Origin of the sequence: Collimonas sp. NPDC087041 (assembly GCF_044745265.1) — a bacterium.
Classification (GTDB): Bacteria; Pseudomonadota; Gammaproteobacteria; order Burkholderiales; family Burkholderiaceae_D; genus Collimonas.
In genome coordinates, this window is the sequence record NZ_JBIUZX010000002.1 from 565,426 (window position 1) to 587,265 (window position 21,840).

General features: G+C 58.5%; 19 protein-coding genes. 15 read left to right on the plus strand and 4 right to left on the minus strand.

The window, feature by feature from the left end; translation table 11 throughout:
- The first annotated feature begins 47 nt into the window (after positions 1-47).
- From ACIPF8_RS05730 to ACIPF8_RS05745, 4 genes are all read left to right on the plus strand, one after another.
- The gene (locus ACIPF8_RS05730) at positions 48-728 is read left to right on the plus strand and encodes a heavy metal response regulator transcription factor (protein WP_400418100.1); all 681 of its coding nucleotides are present in this window, start codon (positions 48-50) and stop codon (positions 726-728) included.
- Positions 725-2,137, plus strand: coding sequence for a heavy metal sensor histidine kinase (locus ACIPF8_RS05735; RefSeq protein WP_400418102.1), 1,413 nt, complete (start codon positions 725-727; stop codon positions 2,135-2,137). Before ACIPF8_RS05730 ends, ACIPF8_RS05735 begins: the two co-directional genes overlap by 4 nt.
- Before the next feature lie 173 nt (positions 2,138-2,310).
- Positions 2,311-3,489, plus strand: a complete 1,179-nt coding sequence (locus tag ACIPF8_RS05740; protein ID WP_400418105.1) for an NAD(P)/FAD-dependent oxidoreductase — start codon at positions 2,311-2,313, stop codon at positions 3,487-3,489.
- A gap of 36 nt (positions 3,490-3,525) precedes the next feature.
- On the plus strand, positions 3,526-4,125 hold the full coding sequence (locus ACIPF8_RS05745) for a DUF4399 domain-containing protein (RefSeq protein ID WP_400418107.1): 600 nt from the start codon (positions 3,526-3,528) through the stop codon (positions 4,123-4,125).
- Between the two features lie 9 nt (positions 4,126-4,134).
- Here ACIPF8_RS05745 and ACIPF8_RS05750 read toward each other — a convergent pair whose 3' ends face one another.
- From ACIPF8_RS05750 to ACIPF8_RS05760, 3 genes are all read right to left on the minus strand, one after another.
- Positions 4,135-4,671: a methylated-DNA--[protein]-cysteine S-methyltransferase gene (locus ACIPF8_RS05750; protein ID WP_400418109.1), complete on the minus strand. Its 537-nt coding sequence runs from the start codon at positions 4,669-4,671 to the stop codon at positions 4,135-4,137.
- 174 nt (positions 4,672-4,845) lie between these two features.
- Positions 4,846-5,877, minus strand: coding sequence for a Glu/Leu/Phe/Val dehydrogenase (locus ACIPF8_RS05755; RefSeq protein ID WP_400418111.1), 1,032 nt, complete (start codon positions 5,875-5,877; stop codon positions 4,846-4,848).
- A 259-nt stretch (positions 5,878-6,136) separates the two neighbouring features.
- Positions 6,137-7,399, minus strand: a complete 1,263-nt coding sequence (locus tag ACIPF8_RS05760; RefSeq protein ID WP_400418113.1) for a DEAD/DEAH box helicase — start codon at positions 7,397-7,399, stop codon at positions 6,137-6,139.
- 217 nt (positions 7,400-7,616) lie between these two features.
- On the opposite strand from ACIPF8_RS05760, the gene alaC reads away from it, so the two are divergent.
- The 5 genes from alaC to ACIPF8_RS05785 all read left to right on the plus strand — a co-directional run bounded on the left by alaC (position 7,617) and on the right by ACIPF8_RS05785 (position 13,548).
- A complete protein-coding gene (alaC, locus tag ACIPF8_RS05765; RefSeq protein WP_400418115.1) occupies positions 7,617-8,810 on the plus strand; it encodes an alanine transaminase in 1,194 nt (397 codons plus the stop codon).
- 393 nt (positions 8,811-9,203) lie between these two features.
- Entirely contained in the window at positions 9,204-10,421 is a 1,218-nt protein-coding gene (tagH, locus tag ACIPF8_RS05770) for a type VI secretion system-associated FHA domain protein TagH (protein WP_400418118.1), read from the plus strand.
- 54 nt (positions 10,422-10,475) lie between these two features.
- Positions 10,476-11,318: a PP2C family protein-serine/threonine phosphatase gene (locus ACIPF8_RS05775; RefSeq protein WP_400418121.1), complete on the plus strand. Its 843-nt coding sequence runs from the start codon at positions 10,476-10,478 to the stop codon at positions 11,316-11,318.
- Positions 11,319-11,401: 83 nt separating this feature from the next.
- Complete coding sequence (locus ACIPF8_RS05780; protein WP_400418123.1) at positions 11,402-13,051, plus strand: protein kinase; 1,650 nt, start codon at positions 11,402-11,404, stop codon at positions 13,049-13,051.
- Positions 13,052-13,074: 23 nt separating this feature from the next.
- The gene (locus tag ACIPF8_RS05785) at positions 13,075-13,548 is read left to right on the plus strand and encodes a TssQ family T6SS-associated lipoprotein (RefSeq protein ID WP_400418126.1); all 474 of its coding nucleotides are present in this window, start codon (positions 13,075-13,077) and stop codon (positions 13,546-13,548) included.
- 25 nt (positions 13,549-13,573) lie between these two features.
- Here the strand turns inward: ACIPF8_RS05785 and ACIPF8_RS05790 are convergent, their stop codons facing one another.
- Positions 13,574-14,491 carry a LysR family transcriptional regulator gene (locus tag ACIPF8_RS05790; protein WP_400418129.1) on the minus strand — a complete coding sequence of 306 codons (918 nt, stop codon included), beginning with the start codon at positions 14,489-14,491 and terminating at the stop codon, positions 13,574-13,576.
- A gap of 108 nt (positions 14,492-14,599) precedes the next feature.
- Between ACIPF8_RS05790 and ACIPF8_RS05795 the strand changes: the two genes are divergently transcribed.
- The 6 genes from ACIPF8_RS05795 to ACIPF8_RS05820 all read left to right on the plus strand — a co-directional run bounded on the left by ACIPF8_RS05795 (position 14,600) and on the right by ACIPF8_RS05820 (position 21,118).
- A complete protein-coding gene (locus ACIPF8_RS05795) occupies positions 14,600-15,877 on the plus strand; it encodes an SGNH/GDSL hydrolase family protein (protein WP_400418132.1) in 1,278 nt (425 codons plus the stop codon).
- A gap of 153 nt (positions 15,878-16,030) precedes the next feature.
- The gene (locus ACIPF8_RS05800) at positions 16,031-18,106 is read left to right on the plus strand and encodes an FAD-dependent oxidoreductase (RefSeq protein WP_400418135.1); all 2,076 of its coding nucleotides are present in this window, start codon (positions 16,031-16,033) and stop codon (positions 18,104-18,106) included.
- A gap of 216 nt (positions 18,107-18,322) precedes the next feature.
- Complete coding sequence (locus tag ACIPF8_RS05805; RefSeq protein WP_400418137.1) at positions 18,323-19,135, plus strand: crotonase/enoyl-CoA hydratase family protein; 813 nt, start codon at positions 18,323-18,325, stop codon at positions 19,133-19,135.
- A gap of 369 nt (positions 19,136-19,504) precedes the next feature.
- Positions 19,505-19,891 (plus strand): PAAR domain-containing protein, encoded by a 387-nt coding sequence (locus ACIPF8_RS05810; protein ID WP_400418139.1) that lies wholly within the window; start codon positions 19,505-19,507, stop codon positions 19,889-19,891.
- Between the two features lie 9 nt (positions 19,892-19,900).
- The gene (locus tag ACIPF8_RS05815) at positions 19,901-20,434 is read left to right on the plus strand and encodes a PAAR domain-containing protein (protein ID WP_400418141.1); all 534 of its coding nucleotides are present in this window, start codon (positions 19,901-19,903) and stop codon (positions 20,432-20,434) included.
- Positions 20,435-21,118: an alpha/beta fold hydrolase gene (locus ACIPF8_RS05820; RefSeq protein ID WP_400418144.1), complete on the plus strand. Its 684-nt coding sequence runs from the start codon at positions 20,435-20,437 to the stop codon at positions 21,116-21,118.
- Positions 21,119-21,840: the final 722 nt, after the last annotated feature.

The window sequence follows — 21,840 nt, forward strand, 5'->3', positions numbered from 1 at the left end:
GGAACAGCGCCGACAGGCGTGTTGCGCGACTCCGCACTCAATCCAGCATGGCTATCCTCGTTATCGAAGACGATCCCAAGACCGGCGACTACCTGAAGAAGGGCTTGCGCGAATCCGGCTATGCGGTCGACCTGATCCGCAATGGCAGCGATGGTTTGCACATGGCGCTGGAAAACCAATACGACCTGGTGGTGCTGGACGTCATGCTGCCCGGCACCGATGGCTGGAAGATCATGGGCGCGTTGCGCGCCAAGCGCGATCTGCCGGTAATCTTCCTGACCGCGCGCGATCACGTCAACGACCGCATCCGCGGCCTCGAACTGGGCGCCGACGATTACCTGGTCAAGCCGTTTTCCTTCACTGAACTGCTGCTGCGCATCCGCACATTGCTGCGCCGTGGCGTGGTGCGCGAAACGCATGAACTGGATTTTTTCCAGATCGCCGATCTGCAGCTCGACCTGCTGCGGCGCCGCGTCACGCGCCAAGGCATCGACATCGTCCTCACCAACAAGGAGTTCCTGCTGCTGCATCTGCTGGTCAAGCGCAAGGATGAAGCACTGTCGCGCACGGTCATCGCTTCGGAAGTGTGGGACATGAATTTCGATAGCGACACCAACGTGGTCGATGTCGCCATCAAGCGCCTGCGCGCCAAGATCGACAATCCATTCCAGCAGAAACTGATCCACACGGTACGCAGCATCGGCTACATGTTTTCGGAAGATCCATGATTACCTGGCGTACCCGCTCACTGACCGTGCGAGTGACTTTCCTGTTTGCGCTGATTGCCTGCGCGATCGTCACCAGCCTCGGCATGTACCTGTATTCGTCGACCCGGCAGGCGCTGGAAACCCGCGCCGATTATTCGCTGATCGGCCGCGTCGAACATTTTCGCCGCTTGCTGCACGATCTGTACAACGTCAAGCAGATGGAAGACCGGCCGGCACTGTTCGAAACCATGCTGGGCAACGAGCAGGATGTGCTGATGTTCGCCTACCCGGGGCAAGCGCCATTCGTGCGCGTCAATCCCGACAACATGGTGCCACCGCCGATGACGCCGCTGGCCCTCGACCAGCCGCTGTCGCTGGCTGCGCTACATCCTGGCAAGCCGATCAAAGGGGTCCGCGTGCGCTGGCTGTCGGCATTGGCCGAAGTCGGCAGCGACGGCACCACGGTGGTGATCGTCGGCGCCCACGTGATGACGCAGGAATCGCACATCCTGGAAGAGTACTACTGGCAAGTGATCGGGGCGGCTGCGATCTCCGTGCTGCTGACTGCGCTGTTCGGTTTCCTGGTGCTCAAGCGCGGCTTCCAACCGCTGACGGCGATGGCCGAGCGCGCCGCCGAAGTCAGTCCGACCAATATCGCAGTACGCCTGCACGAGGAAGATGCGCCGCAGGAACTGCGCAGCCTGGCGGCATCGTTCAATGCCATGCTGGACCGGCTGGCCGACGGCTACGAACATCTGTCGCAGTTTTCCGCTGACCTCGCACATGAGATCCGCACCCCGATCGGCGCATTGATGGGTCAAACCCAGGTGACCCTTGGCCAGGCGCGCAACGCCAGCGAATACCAGCATGTGCTGGAGTCGAACCTGGAAGAGTTGCAACGCTTGAGCCGGATTATCGAGAACATCCTGTTCCTGGCGCATGCCGATCACGCCGGACTGACCGTCGAAAAAACGCCGCTGGCGCTGGCTGATGAATTGCACAAGATCGCCGACTACTTCGAAGGCGTGGCCGAAGAGCGCGGCATCCGCCTGATGGTCGATGCCGACGGCCAGCTGCATGCCAGCCCCATCATGTGGCGGCGTGCGGTCAACAACCTGGTGGTCAATGCCGTACGCTATGCCATCCCCGGCAGCACCGTGCGCCTGAGCAGCCGCCGGCAAGGGCAGGGCATCCGCGTCGAAGTCGAAAACCATGGTGAGCCGATCCCGCCCGAGCAACTGGAGCGCCTGTTCGACCGCTTCTATCGCGGCGACAAATCGCGCAGCGAATACACCGAATCGAACGGCCTCGGCCTGGCCATCGTACGCGCCATCATGCTGGTGCATGGCGGCAGCGCCGATGTCGTGTGCTCCAACGACGGCATCATTCGCTTCGGACTGTACTTTCCAAGCCCGGTTGCGCCCACCTGAGATTGCCGTTTTTCAGCTATGCTGATGATTCAGCCGGGTAAGTTAAATAAGCGTGGCCGTTGTTGATCCAGACAGTTACGAGGCTCTATTGATGAAGTCGTCGACAAGTTCAGAAGCATATCGTTTCGCTGTACCGGCGCTGCGTCGGCGCTCACATCTATTGGCAAATTGCCATGCCTTTTGACAGTTCCGACATCACCGACGTGCTGATCGTCGGCGCTGGCCCGGCCGGCTCGCACCTGGCCTGGTTGCTGGCGCAGCAAGGCTTGCAGGTGACCATCATCGACAAGGAAACCTTCCCGCGCGCCAAGGTATGCGGCGGCGGCTTGTCGCGCAAATCGATGGACTTGCTCGGCTTCGATCTCGGGCCGGCGCTGCACCGGCCGATTGACGCCGCCATCCTCAACTATCGCAACCACGACGCCGTCATCAAGGAAATGCAGCCGATTGCCGCTTGCACCGTGGTGCGCAGCGAATTCGACAAAATGCTGCTGGATCGCGCCTGCGCCGCCGACGCGCGCTTCCTTGCCGACACCGCGTTTATCGACGCCAGCGAGAGTGCCGACGCGGTCAGCGTCAGCACCAGCCACGGCGTATTGCGCTGCCGCCTGCTGCTGGCTGCCGACGGCGCCGCCAGCGCGGTGCGCAACAAACTGTTCGGCAAGGACCTGGTGTCTTATGTGCCGGCGCTGGAAGCGATGGTATGGCCGGCGCCAGGGATTCTGGAACGCTTCGGCCGGCGCGCATTGTTCGATTTCGACGGCATGCCGCGCGGCTACGGCTGGATTTTTCCCAAGCGCGATCATTTCAATGTCGGTGTGTACTCACCGTTCGGCGGCACCGCGCTGCGCCGGCACCTGGATCGCTTTACCGCGGCATATGCCAGTTTGCAGCAAGCGCAGCGGATCGAATATCAGGGTTACATCATCCCGCTCGCCAACCGCCGCCAATTGTTCCAGCGCGGCCGGGTCTGGCTGCTGGGCGATGCCGCCGGCCTGGCGGAAGCCTTGTTCGGCGAGGGTATTTATTTTGCGCTGAAGAGCGCGACGCTTGCCGCCAAGGCGATTGCCGAGGATGGCCTGCGCGCCGATTCCGATCGCTACAGCCGGCTACTGCGACGCGAGCTGTTGCCCGAACTGCGCGCCGCCGCCCGGATGGCGCAACTGATCTACCGGTTCCCAAAATTCGCCTTCTCGCACCTGGTGCTGAACCAGAAGATCAACCAGGATTTTGCCGGCTTGATCAGCGGCGACATCGGCTACCGCGAATGCCTGCGCAAGACCGCGCTCAACCTGCCGCGCTGGCTGCTGCCGAGCAAGGCGCCGGACAGCGCTACCGACAACTCCTGTTAACCCTTCCACCACCCAACCCGCTCTACGGATAATTCAATGACCGCGAATTTCAAGGCATCAAACCGTTCTTCGAACAACAAACGCGGCGCCGTCGCCGCCAAACGCTTGCCTGCATTGCTGGCGCTATCGCTGCTGATCGGCGCCGCACTGGTGTGCGGCCATGCGTTGGCGGCCACCAAGGACAAGGAAGCCGCTACCCATGTCGATACCGATTCCATCATCAGCAGCGTCAGCGCCTCCGAGCGCACGCGGCCATTCCCGGTCGGCGAGAAACTGGCCTACTTCGTCAATATCAAGGATGGCGATCAGGTGCGCTCACCGTTCCGGGTTGCATTCGCGGTGACCGGCATGGGCGTCTCGCCGGTGGCCGCGGGCGATATCAAGGACACCGGCCATCACCACATCCTGATCGACATGCCGATCCCGGCCGACATCAAGGCGCCGATCCCGTTCGACAAGCCGAACGAATACCAGCATCAGCACTACAAGCATTTCGGTAATGGCGAAACTGAAACCCTGCTCGACCTGCCGCCCGGCAAGCACACGCTGCGGCTATTGTTCGCCGATCACAACCATGTGCCTTACTACATTTCGAGCAAGGAAATTACGATAGTGGTGCTGGACAAGCCGCACTGAGGAAGATGTTTAGAAACCCGGCAGGCGCAAGGTCTGCTGGTCGCCGGCTTCGGCGCGTTCATGGCCAAGCAGCCAGGCCTTGCGCTCCAGGCCGCCGGCAAACCCTGTCAGTTTGCCGTTAGCGCCGACCACTCGATGACAAGGCACGATGATGGCAATCGGATTTGAGCCGTTGGCGCTGCCGACTGCGCGCGCACCGTTGTATTGACCTAGTTGCGTTGCCAGTTTGCCGTAGGTAGTCATCCGCGCCGGTGGTATCTGACGCAATGCCGCCCACACGCGTTGCTGAAATTCGCTGCCGTTGGTGGCGACATCAATATCCTGCAATGCATCCAGTTCACCGGCGAAATAACGCTGCAACGCCGGCTCGGCGCTGGACGGCGAAGTGGCATCGCTCAATGTGTAATGGCCGTAGTGGGTAGTCAGCAAGCTGCGCATGCGCGGCTCATAGTCCTCGAAGTCGAGCGCCCGCACGCGGTCCTGGCTGTCGGTGACCAGCAGGATGACGCCGATGGGCGACGCGACGCGGTGTAGGAATAGATTCATGTTGGTGCTCCTGTCGGATAGCTTAGGCTTCTGACGACAGTTTACAGACACATGGACTTCTTTGCACCTTGAGTCTTGCGGTCGAATTCGCTGCTTGACCGATCGCGAGCAGCAGCATGAATGCGTGGATGGAAACAGGGGGAAAGCAACGCGTTCCCCCCTGTCTTGGCTTCCTTATTTCTTGAAGCGGGCTTCAGCCAGCTTGTCGGCCACGACGCTGGTCGGCAAGCCTTCCGAGTCGGCACGCTTGAAGATTTCCGACAGCGTGACGCCGATTTCACGCACGTGCGCTTCGACATCTGCTTCCGGCTTTTCGTAGTACTCGTAGCAGACCTTGATGATGCCGCCGGCGTTGATCACGAAGTCCGGCGCGTACAGGATTTCCTTGCGGCGCAGCAGTTCGCCGATGTCGGCGGTGGCCAGCTGGTTGTTCGCTGCACCGGCGACGATCTTGGCTTTCAGGCGGCCCAGGGTGGCCGGGTTGAGTGTTGCGCCCAGTGCGCACGGCGCGTAGATGTCGGCTTGCACGTCATAGATGGCGTCAGGGGCGACCACTTCGGCGCCGAGTTCGCTGCGTGCGCGTTCCAGTGCAGCCTGGTCGATATCGGTAACGATCAGCTTGGCGCCGGCAGCGCGCAGGCGGCGCGCGTAGTCGTAGCCGACATTGCCCAGCCCTTGTACAGCAACCGTCAATCCTTCCAGCGAGTCGCGTCCCAGGTAATGCTTGACTGCCGCTTGCGCGCCGACGAAGCAGCCCAGCGCAGTGAATGGCGATGGATCGCCGCTGGCGCCGAGGCCAGCGACATATTTGGTTTTAGTGGCGATATGCGCCATGTCAGACGGGCTGGTGCCGACGTCTTCTGCCGTGATGTAGCGGCCGCCCAGGCGTTCCAGGGCTTCGCCCATGGCTTCGAACAATGCTGGTGTCTTGGCAGTCTTTGGATTGCCGATGATGACGCTCTTGCCGCCGCCGATAGGCAGGCCGGCAACTGCATTCTTGTAGGTCATGCCGCGCGACAGGCGCAGCACATCGTTGACGGCGACGGCTTCGCTGGCGTAGTCCCACATGCGGCAACCGCCCATGGCCGGGCCGAGGTTGGTGTTGTGGACAGCGATGATGCCTCTGAGGCCGGATTTTTCTTCGGAAACGAAGACCACTTGTTCGTGGTTGTCGAAATTCAATTCATTGAAAATGAAAGTACTCATGCTTTTGGCTCCGTACGGATAGCATTCGCGCGTCCGGGTAGGGCGGGCTATGGTTTTCCGGTATTCAAGTCTAGGGTTAAGGACAGTTTTCTGGTGTTGACGGCGGGTTGGTGCCGGCAACGATATAGCCGTGATTTTGTCACGCAGGCGAGAGTGTAATTTATCGCTATGTGAAACTCAATCGAGTTCGCAGGGAAGCAAATAAATTATCGTATTGATAATTTATAAAACAACAGCGGGCAAGCATGGATTGCCCGGATTATTTGGATTCTTCGTGCGCCGCCGCCTCGCGCAGCTTGTCCTTCTTGCTCTTGCGCTTACCCTTGACGCCACCGTTGGATGGTTGTGCATCAGCATCACCGGTTGATCCCGGCGCAGCAACCTCAACCGGCTCAAAGCCGGCGATCTGCTCACGCACGCATTTCAGGTGATGTCTTTTTTCTATCAACCGGAAATGCGCTTCGCTGTCGGCGCTGACGAAGCTGATCGCGATGCCGCTCTTGCCGGCGCGGCCGGTACGGCCGATGCGATGCGTGTAATCGACCGCCGAACGGGGCAAGTCATAATTCAGGACCACCGGCAACTGCGCGATATCGATGCCGCGTGCGGCGACATCGGTAGCGACCAGCACCTGCAGCTTGCTGGCCTTGAAATCCGCCAATATCTCGTTGCGCGCGCCTTGGCTGAATTCGCCGTGGAAAGCGCCGGCCTTGATGCCGGCGCGGTGAAGTTTTTCCGCGATATGTTCCGCTGCGTATTTGGTGGCAACGAAAACCAGCATCCGGCCCCAGTTGTTTTCTTTCAGCAGATGGCGCAGCAATTGCGTGCGCCGGCCGGCATCGACCAGAATCACGTGCTGTTCGATGGCAGGCTGGTTCTGTTCCAGCGCCGGAATGGCAATGCGCGTCGGCTGCTGCAGCATCCTCGCCGCCAGAGCATGCACGTCAGCGGGAAAGGTCGCCGAGAAAAACAGGTTCTGGCGCTGCTGCGGCAACTGCACCAGGATGCGGCCGATCTCGTCGGCGAATCCCATGTCGAGCAAGCGATCCGCTTCGTCCAGCACCAGCGCCGACACGCCGCCGAGGCTGAGCGCATTATGCTCGACCAGGTCAAGCAGGCGGCCCGGCGTCGCCACCGCGATGTCGGCGCCGCCGCGCAGATCCATCATCTGCGGATTGATCGAGACGCCGCCGAACGACGCAACGACTTTCAATGGTTGCTGCGCCGCCTGCGCCAACAGGCGTATGGCTTCCGCAGTCTGCTGCGCCAGCTCGCGCGTCGGCACCAGGATCAGCACGCGCAGCCGCCGTGGCTTTTCGCTGCGGGCGTCCAGCAATATCTGCAGCAACGGCAACGCAAACGCAGCCGTCTTGCCGGAGCCGGTTTGCGCTGCCGCCAGCACATCGCCGCCGCGCAGGATGGCTGGGATGGCGGCAATCTGGACCGGGGTTGGCGTCACGTAGCCGCGTTCAGCGACGGCATGCAGGATGGCGGGTGACAGACCCAGGGAGGAAAATGACATGATGGCGGGCCTTGACAGCGTATTGGGGAAATGAAGCGCGCCGCTTTTCAGCTTACGGCTTGCGGACAGCCATCTTACCATTTGCAAATAAGTGGATTGCATAAGCGCCGGATGTTCTCTAGAATCGTTTGCGGAACAACGCCATGCGAGTCGCATCGATGGCGCATCAGTTCCAACGTCGCTCGGACGGTTCCGGGCGCTTACGTGAGAGAAAAACATGTCTGAATCCCCAACTCCGCGCAGATTTTCGCGCATCGATCGCCTGCCCCCCTACGTTTTCAATATCACCGCCGAACTGAAGATGGCGGCGCGCCGCCGTGGCGAAGATATTGTCGATATGTCGATGGGCAATCCGGACGGCGCCACGCCGCCGCACATCGTCGAAAAACTGATCGAAGTATCGCAACGCCCCGATACCCACGGCTATTCCGCCTCCAAGGGCATTCCCCGCTTGCGGCGGGCGATTGCGCATTGGTACAAGAAGCGCTACGACGTCGAATTCAATCCGGATACCGAAGCGATCGTCACCATCGGCTCCAAGGAAGGCCTGGCGCACCTGATGCTGGCGACGCTGGATCGCGGCGATACGGTGCTGGTGCCGAATCCGAGTTATCCGATCCACATCTACGGCGCGGTCATCGCCGGCGCCGATATCCGTTCAGTGCGGATGAGCCCCGGTGTGGATTTCTTTGACGAACTGGAACGAGCGATACGGGAAAGCTATCCGAAGCCGAAGATGATGGTGCTGGGTTTTCCCTCCAACCCGACCGCGCAATGCGTCGAGCTGGAATTTTTCGAGCGCGTGGTCAAGCTGGCCAAGGAACACAACATCCTGGTGGTGCACGACCTGGCCTATGCCGATATCGTGTTCGACGGCTGGCAAGCGCCGTCGATCATGCAGGTGCCGGGCGCGCGCGATGTCGCGGTGGAATTCTTCACGCTCTCGAAGAGTTACAACATGGCCGGCTGGCGCATCGGTTTCATGGTCGGCAACAAGGAACTGGTCGCCGCCCTGGCGCGCATCAAGAGCTATCACGATTACGGCAGTTTCACGCCGGTGCAGGTGGCGGCGATTGCAGCGCTGGAAGGCGACCAGCAATGCGTCAAGGACATCTGCGCCAAGTACCAGAGCCGGCGCGACGTGCTGGCCAAGGGCTTGCATGAGGCCGGCTGGATGGTCGATATCCCGAAAGCGTCGATGTACATCTGGGCGCGCATTCCGGAAGCTTACCGTCAGCTCGGATCGCTGGAATTTTCCAAGCAACTGCTGGAAAAAGCCAAGGTCTGCGTCTCGCCCGGCATCGGCTTCGGCGAATATGGCGACGAATACGTGCGCTTTGCGCTGATCGAAAACGAAGCCCGTATCCGCCAGGCGGTACGGGGCATCAAAGCCATGTTGCGGGATCACTAAAGGGAATCTCGACGAACCTGCTGCGGGCGGCACTCTTGGCGTCGCAGCGTTCGCTACGGCTTTGCGAGGCTCCCTGACACCCGGGCCGGATAGCATTCCACGCTATCCGGCTGTTTCAAATTTATCATTTCAACTTTATCCACAATTCCCTTCCCTCGCCTAGCTGACAGAAAACGTCACCACGAATGACAAGCGCGGGCAGTTTTGCAGGTTGCCAGCCCTGCAAATGCCAGATTTTCTGTACATCTCAGCCCAATCCCAGGTCAATTTCAGGTCGTACTTCTTGGGCATGAAACTTGCTGCCAAGCATGCAATGATTTCCCAGTTCAACTGCCCCCTATTTGGCGCAGATTTGCGCTGCGCACGCAACACCAGCTCCAGGAAGCTTATCCGATGATCAAAATTAATGTTGTTTCTTACAACAACGTAGCCCCCGAATTGCCTTTGGCGGCCGTTTTTGGCCGTGAGCCGAAAACCCTTGGCCGCAGCGAAGAAAACTATTTCATCCTGCTCGATTCCCGCAATCTCGTATCTCGCATCCAGGCTGAAGTCAAAAGCGACGGCTTGCGCCACACGATTACCAACCTCAGCCGCGCCAATCCGATCCTGCTGAATGGCCACGAGATCGATCCCGAATCCGAATACGACTTGCAGATAGGCGATGAAATCCAGATTGGACTTTATTTGCTGCGCGCCGAAGCGCAGCTCAACTTGATGAAAGATAGCCCGGACATGATCAGCCAGACAGACCATGCATCGACCAACCCAAGCCGCCGGGCGAATAGCCCGAAACCTCTGCTGAGCGTCTCCGAAACCCGCATGGCGGCGCTGGCGCAACTGAACCTGGAGCTGGCCGCCACCGCCAGCGCGGCGCTGCCAACCAGCCTGCCGACTGCCGCTGTCTCCCCCGTGCCGGGCGCGAATGGCGCCAGCCGGCCTGTATCGGGCGCAGCCGCCTCCGAAGAAAACAACGCTGTCGCGGCCGAGCCGGTCGTGCATGCCGACAATCACGCGCTGATCCTGGCGTTCATGAAAGGCGCAGGCTTGCCGGCCGGCGCCTTGTCGCCTGGCCTGACGCCAGAGATGATGGAAACCGTCGGCAAGTTGCTGGCCACCGCGGTACAGGGCACGATCGACCTGAATGCATCGCGCGCGCTGGTCAAGCGCGAAGCGCATGCCGATGTGACCAAGGTCGTGGTCAGGAACAACAATCCGCTGAAATTCTTCGCCGACAGCCAGACCGTGCTGATCCAGATGCTGCGCAAGAAAATGCCGGGCTTCATGGGCGCCACCGAAGCCATGCAGGACGCCTACCAGGATTTGCATGCCCACCAGTTTGGCGTGGTATCCGGCATGCGGGCGACGATGAACGAGATGATGCAGCGCTTCAATCCAGAAGTCATGGAGAAGCGCCAGAAAAAGGGCGGCTTGCTGGAATCGCTGATCCCGGCCACGCGCAAGGCCAAATTGTGGGATGCCTATGTCGCACGCTTCCAGAAGATCATCGCCGAATCGTCAGCCGACGAATTCCAGGCACTGTTCGGCAAATCCTTTTTGCAGGCCTATGAACGCAAGGTCGAGAAACTGAAGAAAGAAACCCAGCATGCTTGAGGCCTGTAACCAGCGCCGTTTCAGGCGGGAGCATCGCGCGCAGGTATCGAAGCAATGAAGTCCAGTCCGTCCCTGCTCAGCGACACCGCGCAGCCGGTGGTCCTGGGCCTGGCGCAACTGAGCCATGCCGGCGGCCGTCAGGTCAACCAGGATGCGTGGGGCTGCGCGCAGCAGGAAGACCTGGCGTGCATCGTGGTGTGCGACGGCGTTGGCGGACAACACGGCGGCGAGATCGCCTCGAACGTGGTGGTTGATTCGGTGTTGGCAAAATTCCTGCACGAAGCATCAGTCGGCCCGCGCGCGTTGCAATCCTATATCGACCACGCGGTCGACCAGCTGACCTGGCGCCAGTCGCAAATACCGCGCCTGAAGGACATGAGCTCCACCGTCGCGGTGCTGCTGATCGACCAGAAAAATCGCCAGGCGCTGTGGGGACACATGGGCGACACCCGCCTGTATCAGTTCCGCCACGGTAAACTGCACATGGCGACCAAGGATCACAGCCTGATCCAGCAATTCGTCGATGCCGGCCATTGTTCGGCAGAGCAGTTGCGGCGTCATCCACGGCGCAGCATCCTGTGCGCCGCGGTCGGCGCCGAAGGCAGTGCGCCGGCCGAGGTCACGCAGAACGCTACGCAATTGCAGGACGGCGACGCCTTCCTGCTGTGCACCGACGGCTTCTGGGAATGGATCACCGAAACTGAAATGGAGCAGGCGGCAAGCCAGGCCGGTTCGGCACAGGAGTGGCTGGACCTGATGCACGCGGTGGTCGAAAGGAACGGCGGAACGGCGACAACCAAGCACGATAACTGCACGGCATTTACCGTCCTTATCACCGACCCGCAACAGGCAAGCGCCGACAGGACGCAGCCCAATATCATTCGCACCAATATTTAACCAAGTCGAACCCAAAACTGAATATGCAAAACGTCAAGCCGATTGAATCTACAGAAGCACCAGCAACGGCTGTCGAAAACTGCTTGCCAAAAGGCACACGCCTGGCCGATTTTGAAATCATCGGCGTCATTGGCGAAGGCGGCTTTGGCATCGTCTATTTCGCCTTCGACCGTTCACTGCGCCGCATGGTGGCGATCAAGGAATACATGCCGGGCGCCTTTGCCGGCCGCGGTCCGGACAAGAAGGTGGTGGTGCGCTCGCAGCGCCACCGCGAAACCTTCACCATCGGCCTCAAGAGTTTCATCAAGGAAGCGCGCCTGCTGGCGCAGTTCGACCATCCGGCGCTGATCAAGGTATACCGCTTCTGGGAACAGAACAATACCGCCTACATGGCGATGCGTTACTACGAAGGCCGCACCCTGAAAAGCGTGGTGCAGAACTCGCCGGCGCAGATCACCGAAGCGTGGCTGAAGAGCATGCTCAAGCCGATGCTGGAAGCGTTGGCCGCGATGTACCGGGTGCAGATCCTGCATCGCGATATCTCGCCCGACAACATCATGATCCAGAAGAGCGGCGAAGCGGTGCTGCTCGATTTCGGCGCGGCGCGCCAGATCATCGGCGACATGACTCATTCGCTGACAGTGATCCTGAAACCCGGTTACGCGCCGATCGAACAATATGCAGACGATGCCATGATGAAGCAGGGGCCGTGGACCGATATTTATTCGCTGTCCGCCGTCATTTATTTCGCCATCGTCAAGAGCGCCCCGCCGACCTCGGTGGCGCGCATGATCAAGGACCCGATTGAACTGCTGCAGAACGGCGACTATCCCGGCTTCAGCAAGGAATTTCTGGCGGCCATCGACAAAGGCCTGGCGGTGCGGCCGGAAGAACGGCCGCAATCGATCGAAGAATTCCGGCAATTGCTGGACCTGGAATTATCGGTACCGATGCCAATGCCGGACGGCGATGTCGCCATTCCCATCTCCTCCCGCAGCTCAAGCAAAAGAAACGATGGCGCCAAGGACAAGGAAAAAAGCCGCTCGCCAGACAGCAAGGCATCGCATGCAACGACGCCGCAGGCAATCATGACAAAAAAATTGTCGCGCTCCCAACTGCTGGGAGCAGGCGCAGCCGTCGTGTTTGCATTGGTAGCTGGCGCTTACTTTCTGCTCAAGCCGGCACCGGAGCCAACCTCCATTGCCTTCGTGGTGCATCCGCGGACGCCGGAAGTAGCGACCGCCCCAGCAGCAACGGAAACAAAGCATGATGCCTCCGCAGCAATCGCTGCGAGCTCCGCCGAGCAAGTGCTGGATGATGAAACCGTAGCCTGGGAAACGCTGAAACAACAGGATGCGACGCCGCAGGAGATAAACAGCTTTATCCAGAAGTACCCGAACGGCAAGCATGTCGAACAGGCGCGCGATCGTTTGTCTGATATACAAGCCAAAGGCAGCGTCGACAATGCCGCAGGAACGGCGGACGCCAAAGCAGCCGAAGCCAAGGCGCCCGATCCGACCGGCATCGTCACGTTGACCATCAAGCCATGGGGCAATGTGCTGGTCGACGGCAGCATGAAAGGCGTCAGCCCGCCATTGAAGAAACTGGTGCTGCCCGAGGGTAAGCACCAGATCAAGCTGGTGAACCCGAGCTTCCCGGACCACACCATCGACATCAACGTGACGAAGAAAAAATCGAGTAATATCGACTTCGATTTTTCTCCCGACAAATAGCAAGTGAACAACGAGGCCGAACAATGACGACCACCTTCCGCCATATCGGCAATATCGCCATGATCGCCGCCGCCCTGCTGCTGGCCGGCTGCGACACCATGGATTCCGCACAAAAGACGGCGCCGGCCGATGTGACTCCGAGCGTTGCCGCGCCGCCAGCCCCGGTCACACCGGAACCGCCACCGCCGCCGGCCGCACTGACCGACGGCATTTCGCTGTACAACAGCGGCAATTACAACGGCGCGATCAAGCGCCTCGCCAATGCCCAGGAGATTTGGACGGCCGATACGGCGTTCCAGACCGAAGCGTTGAAGTACATGGCTTTCAGTTATTGCGTAACTTCCAGAAAAAAGCTGTGCCGGCTGCAGTTTGAAAAGGCGCTGAAACTGGATCCGGCATTCGATCTGGCGCCGGGAGAAAAGGGCCATCCACTGTGGGGTCCGGTCTTCAACCAGGCCAAGAAGGCGGTTGCGGCGAAGGCCAAGAAGCCTGCGTAGGAGTGCGCAGCAAGCAAGCTGCCACTCAGCGTAAAAACGCTGGCGGAGAAAAACCCGGCAGTTGCGGGATTTTCTCCGCCAGGAATTGCATGAATAACGTGGCGCGCAAGGATTGATAGCGACGTGACGGATACAACAGCGATGCTTCCTGCCCGGCAGCGCTCCACTCGGGAAGAATCCGCCGCAACTGTCCGCTAGCAACCAGATCGTGCACCAGCCACGACGGACATATCCCTAGGCCTGCCCCCATCAGGAAACTCTCGCGTATCGCCAGTGAACTGTTCACCTGGTAGCGGCTGCGCGTGACGATCTCCAGCGTACCGCCGGGGCCGCTCAGCTCGGTCACTTCGCCATTGGCCGGGCGCGCAAAGCCGATGTAGCGATGGCTGGCCAGGTCGGCCGGGGTGCGTATCTCCGGGTAGCGTTCCAGATAGGCCGGCGCTGCCACCAGATAGCGCTGCGAGGCGGCGATCTTGCGCGCAATCACATTCGGCGGCAACGAACCAGCCAAGCGCAAGGCCACATCGACGCCATCCTCGACCAGATCGACAAAGCGATCGTTCAGGATCAGTTCCACTTCGATGTCCGGATAAAGCGCAAGAAACTCCAGCACCAGCGCGTTCAAACGCAACTGTCCGAGACCGAGCGGCGCATTGACGCGCAACTGGCCGGCCGGCTTCTCGGTCAGGCCACGCGCATCGCTGACGGCTTCGCCGAATTCCTCCAGCACACGCTTGGAGCGTTCATAGAAACGCTTGCCCTGATCGGTCGGCGTCAGGCTGGTGGTGCTGCGTTCCAGCAGCCGCACCCCGAGTTCCTTTTCCAATGCCGCAATCATCTTGCTGACGGTCGGTTGCGTTGTGTGATGCTCGCGCGCTACCGCAGACAGGCTGCCGAGCTCCACCGCACGCACGAAACCGCGAATTGCCTTGATCTGATCCATATCATTCCATTTTGGAATAAACCATATCCAATTATCACCTCTACCATGCACATTGTGAAGAGCATATCTTGATCACATCGCATCCGCGATCAACTCATGGAGTGACTCATGCACTTACTTAAACATCATCTCAAAATCGCCGCGACGATAGCCTTGCTGTCGCTACTGAACACATCCGTCGGCGCCGCCCAGGCAGCTGAGGCTAACTACGCCGAACAGCACTGGAGTCCTAGTTGGACGGCCTCGCCGCAGCCGGTGTGGGAGCCGGGCTTTGCGCTGCCGACCAATATTCCGGCTAGCTTATCGAACCAGACCGTGCGTCAGATCGCCAGGCTCAGCATCGGCGGCAAACGCGCTCGGGCAGTGTTGTCCAATGAATACGGCGCCACACCGCTGGTAATTGGCGCGGCACACATTGCACGGGCGGACGGTGGTTCGCGCATCGCGCCCGACTCGGACCGTGCGTTTACTTTCGGAAGTAGCAGTACGGTGACGATTGCACCGGGCGCATCGGCAATCAGCGATCCGGTCAACCTCGAACTAGCGCCGCTTGCCCAGGTCGCGGTCAGCATCTACCTGCCACAGGCAACAGCTCTCTCCACTTTCCACTGGGATGGCAAGCAGGCCGCCTACATTGGCCAGGGCGACCTGGCGGCAGCACCTCTGATCGAGACCGACAACACCGTGGAAGCACGTTTGTTCCTCAGCGCGATCCTGGTCGATACGCCGTCAGCAGCGCCGGTAGTGGCGGCCTTTGGCGATTCGATTACCGACGGCGCCGGTTCCACCTCCAACAGCAATCAGCGCTGGCCGGATCTGCTGGCGCAACGGCTGGCCGGGCATCAGGTCGCGGTGATCAACGCCGGCATTTCGGGGGCTAGAGTGTTGGACGACAAGATGGGCGTCAATGCCATGGCGCGCTTTGATCGGGATGTGCTGAGCCAGCCGAATCTCGATAGCGTGATCCTGCTGATGGGTATCAACGATATTGCCTGGCCCGGCAGCAGCTTCACTCTGCAAGATCCGGCGATGAGCGTGGATCGGCTGATCGCAGCTTATCGACAATTGATTGCGCGCGCCCACTTGCGCCATGTACGCATCATCGGCGCGACGTTGACACCGTTCGAAGGCGCACTGCAGGATAGCGATATCAAAAATTACTACTCCGAAGCCAAGGAACAGACGCGGCAGGCGCTCAATCAATGGATACGCAGCAGCGGCGAATTCGACGCGGTGATCGACTTCGATGCCGTACTCAGGGATCCGCAACAACCTCGCCGCTTCCTGCCAGCCTTCGATTCCGGCGACCACTTGCACCCTGGCGATCGCGGCTACAAGGCCATGGCCGATGCTATCGATCTGCATCAATTGCTGGGAAAACCATGACGGCCGAAGACAGACTCTAAATAGGTTTTTGACTCTAATCGCCGGCAAAATCGCGCTATTTCAGCGATCCGCCGGCGCTTTTCAGGTAAATTCCAGGCCAGTAGCCGACATTTTAAAATGTCGCGACCTGTTAAAAAACCTATAAGAATCCTCATGTCCCATCCCGTCTACCCACACCTGCTGGCCCCGCTCGACCTCGGTTTCACAACGCTGAAGAACCGCGTCGTCATGGGTTCGATGCACACCGGCCTGGAAGACCGCTTCTTCCACTATGCCAAACTCGCTGAATATTTCCGGGCACGCGCCAAAGGCGGCGTCGGCCTGATCGTCACCGGCGGTATCTCGCCCAACCGGCAAGGCTGGCTGCTGCCGTTCGGCGGCACCATGAACACCGTCGGCGATATCTTCAATCACCGCCGCGTGACCAAGGCCGTGCACGAGGAAGGCGGCAAGATCGTGATGCAGATCCTGCATTCCGGGCGCTATGGCTATCAACCGCTGGTAGTCTCGGCATCTGCCATCAAATCGCCGATCTCGATGTTCAAGCCGCGCGCGCTGACCGAACGCGGCATCCAGTCCACCATCAATGCCTACGTGCGCAGCGCGACGCTGGCGCAACGCGCCGGCTACGACGGCGTCGAGATCATGGGTAGCGAGGGCTATCTGCTCAACCAGTTCCTGTCGCCGCGCACCAACCGCCGCCAGGACCGCTGGGGTGGCAGCATCGAAAACCGCATGCGGCTGGCCGTCGACATCGTGCAGCGCATGCGCGCGGCTGTCGGTAAAAATTTCATCATCATGTACCGGCTGTCGCTGCTCGACCTGGTTGAAAACGGCAACACCGGAGAGGAAGTGGTGGCAGTAGCGCAGGCGCTGGAGCGCGCCGGCGTGACGCTGCTCAATACCGGCATCGGCTGGCACGAAGCGCGCATCCCGACCATCGTCACCTCGGTACCGCGTGGCGCCTTCCGCGAAGCCACCGCCCGCCTCAAGCAGGCAGTCAGCATTCCCGTGATCGCCTCCAACCGCATCAACACGCCGGAAGTGGCCGAGCAGCTCCTGGCCGAAGGCGACGCCGACATGGTGTCGATGGCCCGGCCGTTGCTCGCCGATCCCGACTTCGTGCTGAAAGCGCAGCAGAACCGCGCCGAGGAAATCAACACTTGCATCGCCTGCAACCAGGCTTGCCTCGATCACACCTTCCAGAACAAGCGCGCCAGCTGCCTGGTCAACCCGCAAGCCTGCCACGAAACCGAACTGGTTTACCGGCCGGTCGCAAAAGCGCGGCGGGTAGCGGTGATCGGCGCCGGACCAGCCGGCCTGTCGGCCGCCAGTGTCGCCGCCGAACGCGGCCACCAGGTCACCTTGTTCGAAGCTGCAGCCCAGATCGGCGGGCAGTTCAATATCGCCAAGCGGATTCCGGGCAAGGAAGAATTCAACGAAACCATCCGCTACTTCCAGCACCGCCTCAAACGTACCGGCGTCGATCTGAAACTGAATCAGCGCGTCACCCGCGAGCAACTGCAGGCGCAAGGCTTCGACGACATCATCGTCGCCACCGGCGTCTCGCCACGCAATCCACGCATCCCCGGCATCGACCATCCGATGGTGCTGTCCTACCTCGACGTGCTGCAACGAAATGCGCCGGTTGGTAAACGCGTCGCCGTGATCGGCGCTGGCGGTATCGGTTTCGACGTCTGCGAATTCCTGCTGCACGACCCGCACGTACCGCTGCCACTGCCGATTGCCAACTGGATGAACGAATGGGGCGTCGATCCGCTGGCCGCGCAAGCAGGCGGCCTGCGGCAGCCGGAAGCGGTGGTGCAGGTGCGCGAAATCCATCTGCTGCAACGCAAGCAAAGCAAAGTCGGCGCAGGCCTGGGGAAAACCTCAGGATGGGTGCATCGCAGCGTCATGCAACGCAACAGTGTGCAGATGCTGGCCGGCGTCGACTACCAACGCATCGACGACCAGGGCCTGCACATCAGTATTGGCGGCGTACAACGCGTGCTGGCGGTAGACAACGTCATCATCTGCGCCGGCCAGGAATCCCTGCATGAACTGATTCCCACAGAAGCGATCCTGCCAGGCAAGCCAGGTGAACCCGTCAAGACCAAGCCGCAACAAACCGGGACGCGTTATCACCTGATTGGTGGCGCGTCGTTTGCCAGTGAGCTGGATGCCAAGCGGGCGATACGGGAAGGTGCGGAGTTGGCGGCTGGGTTGTAAGGATCTGGTTGTTCTCATCAAAGTTCAGCACGCAATATTTGCATGAATTTTGTGAGGTGGCGATGTCACGCTTAGGCATGGCATCGCTGAAATTTAGCCATCGATGAAGCATTGGATTTTCCCTAGATTCGACTGTCGTTGAAAGACTGCTTGCGGCCATGTCTTCTCGCCCGGCCTGGACGCATTACCTTAACCAATCGCACTGAAAGCTTTCAAATGACTTATGAAACTTTATCCGTCAGCCTGGCACAGAACATCGCCATTGTTAGCTTGAATCGCCCTGACAAGGCCAATGCGATGAACATGCAGATGTGGCAGGAGATTCGAACGGCTTTCGAGTGGGTAGACGCCACTTCGGAGGCAAGGGTGGCGGTTCTCGAAGCGGAAGGAAAGATATTCACCGCGGGCATAGACCTGCAAATGATGATGGGGCTGGGAGTACAAATCCAGAATCCGTGCGAAGGCCGCAAGCGCGAAGCCTTGCGTAGCATCATCCTCAATTTGCAAGACGCACTAAGCAGCCTGGAGCGCTGCCGCAAGCCGGTATTAGCCGCCGTGCATGGCGCCTGTATCGGCGGCGGCATCGATTTGATCACCTGTGCCGACATGCGTTATTGCTCAAGCGATGCTTATTTCAGCATTAAGGAAATCGACATCGGCATGACCGCTGATGTCGGCACGCTACAACGGCTGCCAAAGCTCATCGGTGAAGGCATGGCGCGTGAGTTGGCTTACACCGCGCGCAAGGTAGATGCTGCTGAGGCCCGCGAAATTCATTTGGTTAACCGTGTATTCGAATCCCGCGAAGCACTACGCGAAGGGGTATTGGAGATTGCCGCCAGCATCGCAGCGAAATCACCTCTCTCCATCCGCGGCGTCAAGGAAATGATTACCTACGCACGCGACCACTCCGTGGCCGACGGCCTGAAATACATCGCCACCTGGAACGCCGCAATGTTGATGTCTAATGATCTGCAGGAAGCGATGATGGCCAATGTTGGCAAGCGTCCGGCTGAATTCAAGGACTGAGTGGATTTGGGAATTTATGTGTAACGGGGGTAGGTTATTCACGCTGAGACATGCAATATCTCATTGCTCCCCATAACCTGTACAAAGCCCCACCATCTCCCGCCTACCTCACTTAGATTCGCCAGCTCCCGAAGGATAACAACATTGAAACCGTGGTGTTTCCTGGAGCACCATTGGCTAATCTGACAGACTCGCTACCGTTTGCCGGTAGTGAGCGGGATGGCGATTATCACTGAGTAAATGCGCCAACGACGAAGTCTTTTTAATTGTTAAAAATTGTCATGTCAAATAGTTAATAATTTTACTTGCCATTGTCCAATTGTCAAGCCTATAGTTGCGGCGTCTGCCTATTTATAAGGAGTAGTTGCAATGTCGAACGTCGAATTACAGCAGGACGTAAGCCAAGATTCAGGCGTCAAGGCGACGTACTTGTTCGCAACGATAGGCTCACTCACTGAACGCGGCGGGCGTGTTACTGAGGTCACAACCCGAATGAAAATTGCCGGATTGGGGTTGGCCTGCGTCGGCGATACCGTGACCTACAATGACGGCAGCGAGGCGACCATCATTGACGGCGCAGGCTTTGCAGCTGTCTACGATAACAGGCCACTTGCGCTAGTCGGCTCCCACTTGAGCAATGGCGACAAAATCATCGAAACTTTGCAGGACGGTCGCGGCATCACGCTCCGCGATGGTAAGCCGATTCCCGGATTGTTCGATCCGGCATATGTCCCGCCCCAAGTCGAAAAAGTCTGAGGGAAGCGTATGCGTAGAGGAATGGTTCGACACGGTGACCCGACTACCACGGGCGGCTTTGTATTGGCTTTTTCCGGCACCATGCATGATGGTGGCAGGAAAATCGCCTTGCATGGAGAGGAAGCAACCTGCGGCCACTGCAAAGGCCTCTTCAAAATAAATGGGACAGGCACCCACTGCACCGACAATGGAAGGCCCACCGTTCTTCATGGGGATCTGGTGCTATGCCCGTGCGGAAGAAACAAAGTTACCGCAGGTGGTGACCCGCGCTGTTCTGTCGAAGACGGCGGCAGTTCGTCAATTGCACGAAGTGTCGGCACTGGTCCCGTGGAAAGAAATTCTTCTAGCACTACGGATGCGTTTGACCAGTATTTTCATCTATGCGATGAGAAAACTAACGAAGCGCTGAAAAATCGATTCTACAAAATCCATTATTCAGGTGGCGTGATTGAAGGCTATACCGATGGCGCAGGCTTTACAAAAAAAGTCGTGGCTAATACTGCCGAAGAAGTGAGGATTGAAATATTTGGAGAGGGAATTTAAATGCCATTGCCATTAGTGCCTGTAGTGGTCGTGACGGTAGCAATGACTTTACGCAGCGACACCAAACCAGTAAAAATTTATATCAAGAAGCCAAGAGGCACTTTGTATTGGGGTGGTGCAGGATTGAATGGACCGTATATCGATGACCAGATTCAAGCGTTATTGAAAGCGGGCATTCAACACGTGTATCGCGGAGTAAACACAACTGGATACGATAAGACCGATGCGCTCTGGACGGCAACTACGTTACGCTACCAAGATACAGATGAGTGGACTATTACAAGTGGCTTAGACAATCCGAGCGGGCAGTTCAATCTTATCGGTTACTCCTACGGGTCATTACTTGCTGCTCAAACTGCAAACTTCTATGCGAATCAAGGGCACGTAGTTGATCATCTTGTGTTGATTGGCAGTCCGATAGATTCGGGATTCCTAAATGCGCTCATAATGAATAAAAATATTAAGAGCGTTATCAGAATCAATCTGACGGATGCCGACGACCCACTTTTTGCCGGCATGTCCCAGATGGAGTTAATCGCTAGTGCTAAGACGTTAATGAACCAAGACGCGGCGTCAGGTACACGTAGAGGAATTGGTCACTTCTATTTCCGTCCAGATAGTGACGAAGGTAGGGAGCGTCGAGCGCGGCTTGCGACATTCCTATACAACCAGGGACTAAGGTAATGGCGATGGCGAAATACTTATTTTTCCTCTTCCCCGTATACATACTCGTTGTATTGGCTGAAGATACGAAACCAAATTGGGGCTTCTCGATTTTTGTACTTTTGGAGGTACTGGTTGTTCAGATAGTTATATCCTGCATCCTTCTCGGAGCGATGCGGCTAAGAAATAAACAACAGTTGCCAACACTACTAAAACCCATCGCCGTCTCTTTAATCACCTCTATCCTACTGATACTCCTTTCATTCGCGCTTTAATTATATTGTTGCGTTTTTTCGCCGAGCGACTTTCACTCAACGAGAATTTAGCAGCGCGCTATTGAGTGCCCATTTTTACGCCAGATAACGGGGTCATAGGAGACAACGGGCTTGCTATTCAAGACGGTATCTGCCCCCTTCGTCTCGCAAAAAAAGGGGATTGATCAGCGCTTCCCTTAGTCCCGGGTTGTATAGGATTGCGGGAGCTACTCTAATTGGAATGCTTGTTCATGCTTAGACTTACAACCCCGACTGAAAATATAGACGATGTGGTTTTGTTGACAGGGATAGTAAGTAGATCAATGGCATTGCCTTTTCCATCGATTTGTTTAAAGCGACACAAAGGTACTGCTCCTTATTTTTCAATGTCAACTGTAGTGGTCAAGTAATCCCGGACACTGCCTTAAGTTTTTCTTCGGCCACTGCCGGCGCGAGTCCGTCATTGAACTGATGCGGCCGTATCCAGTT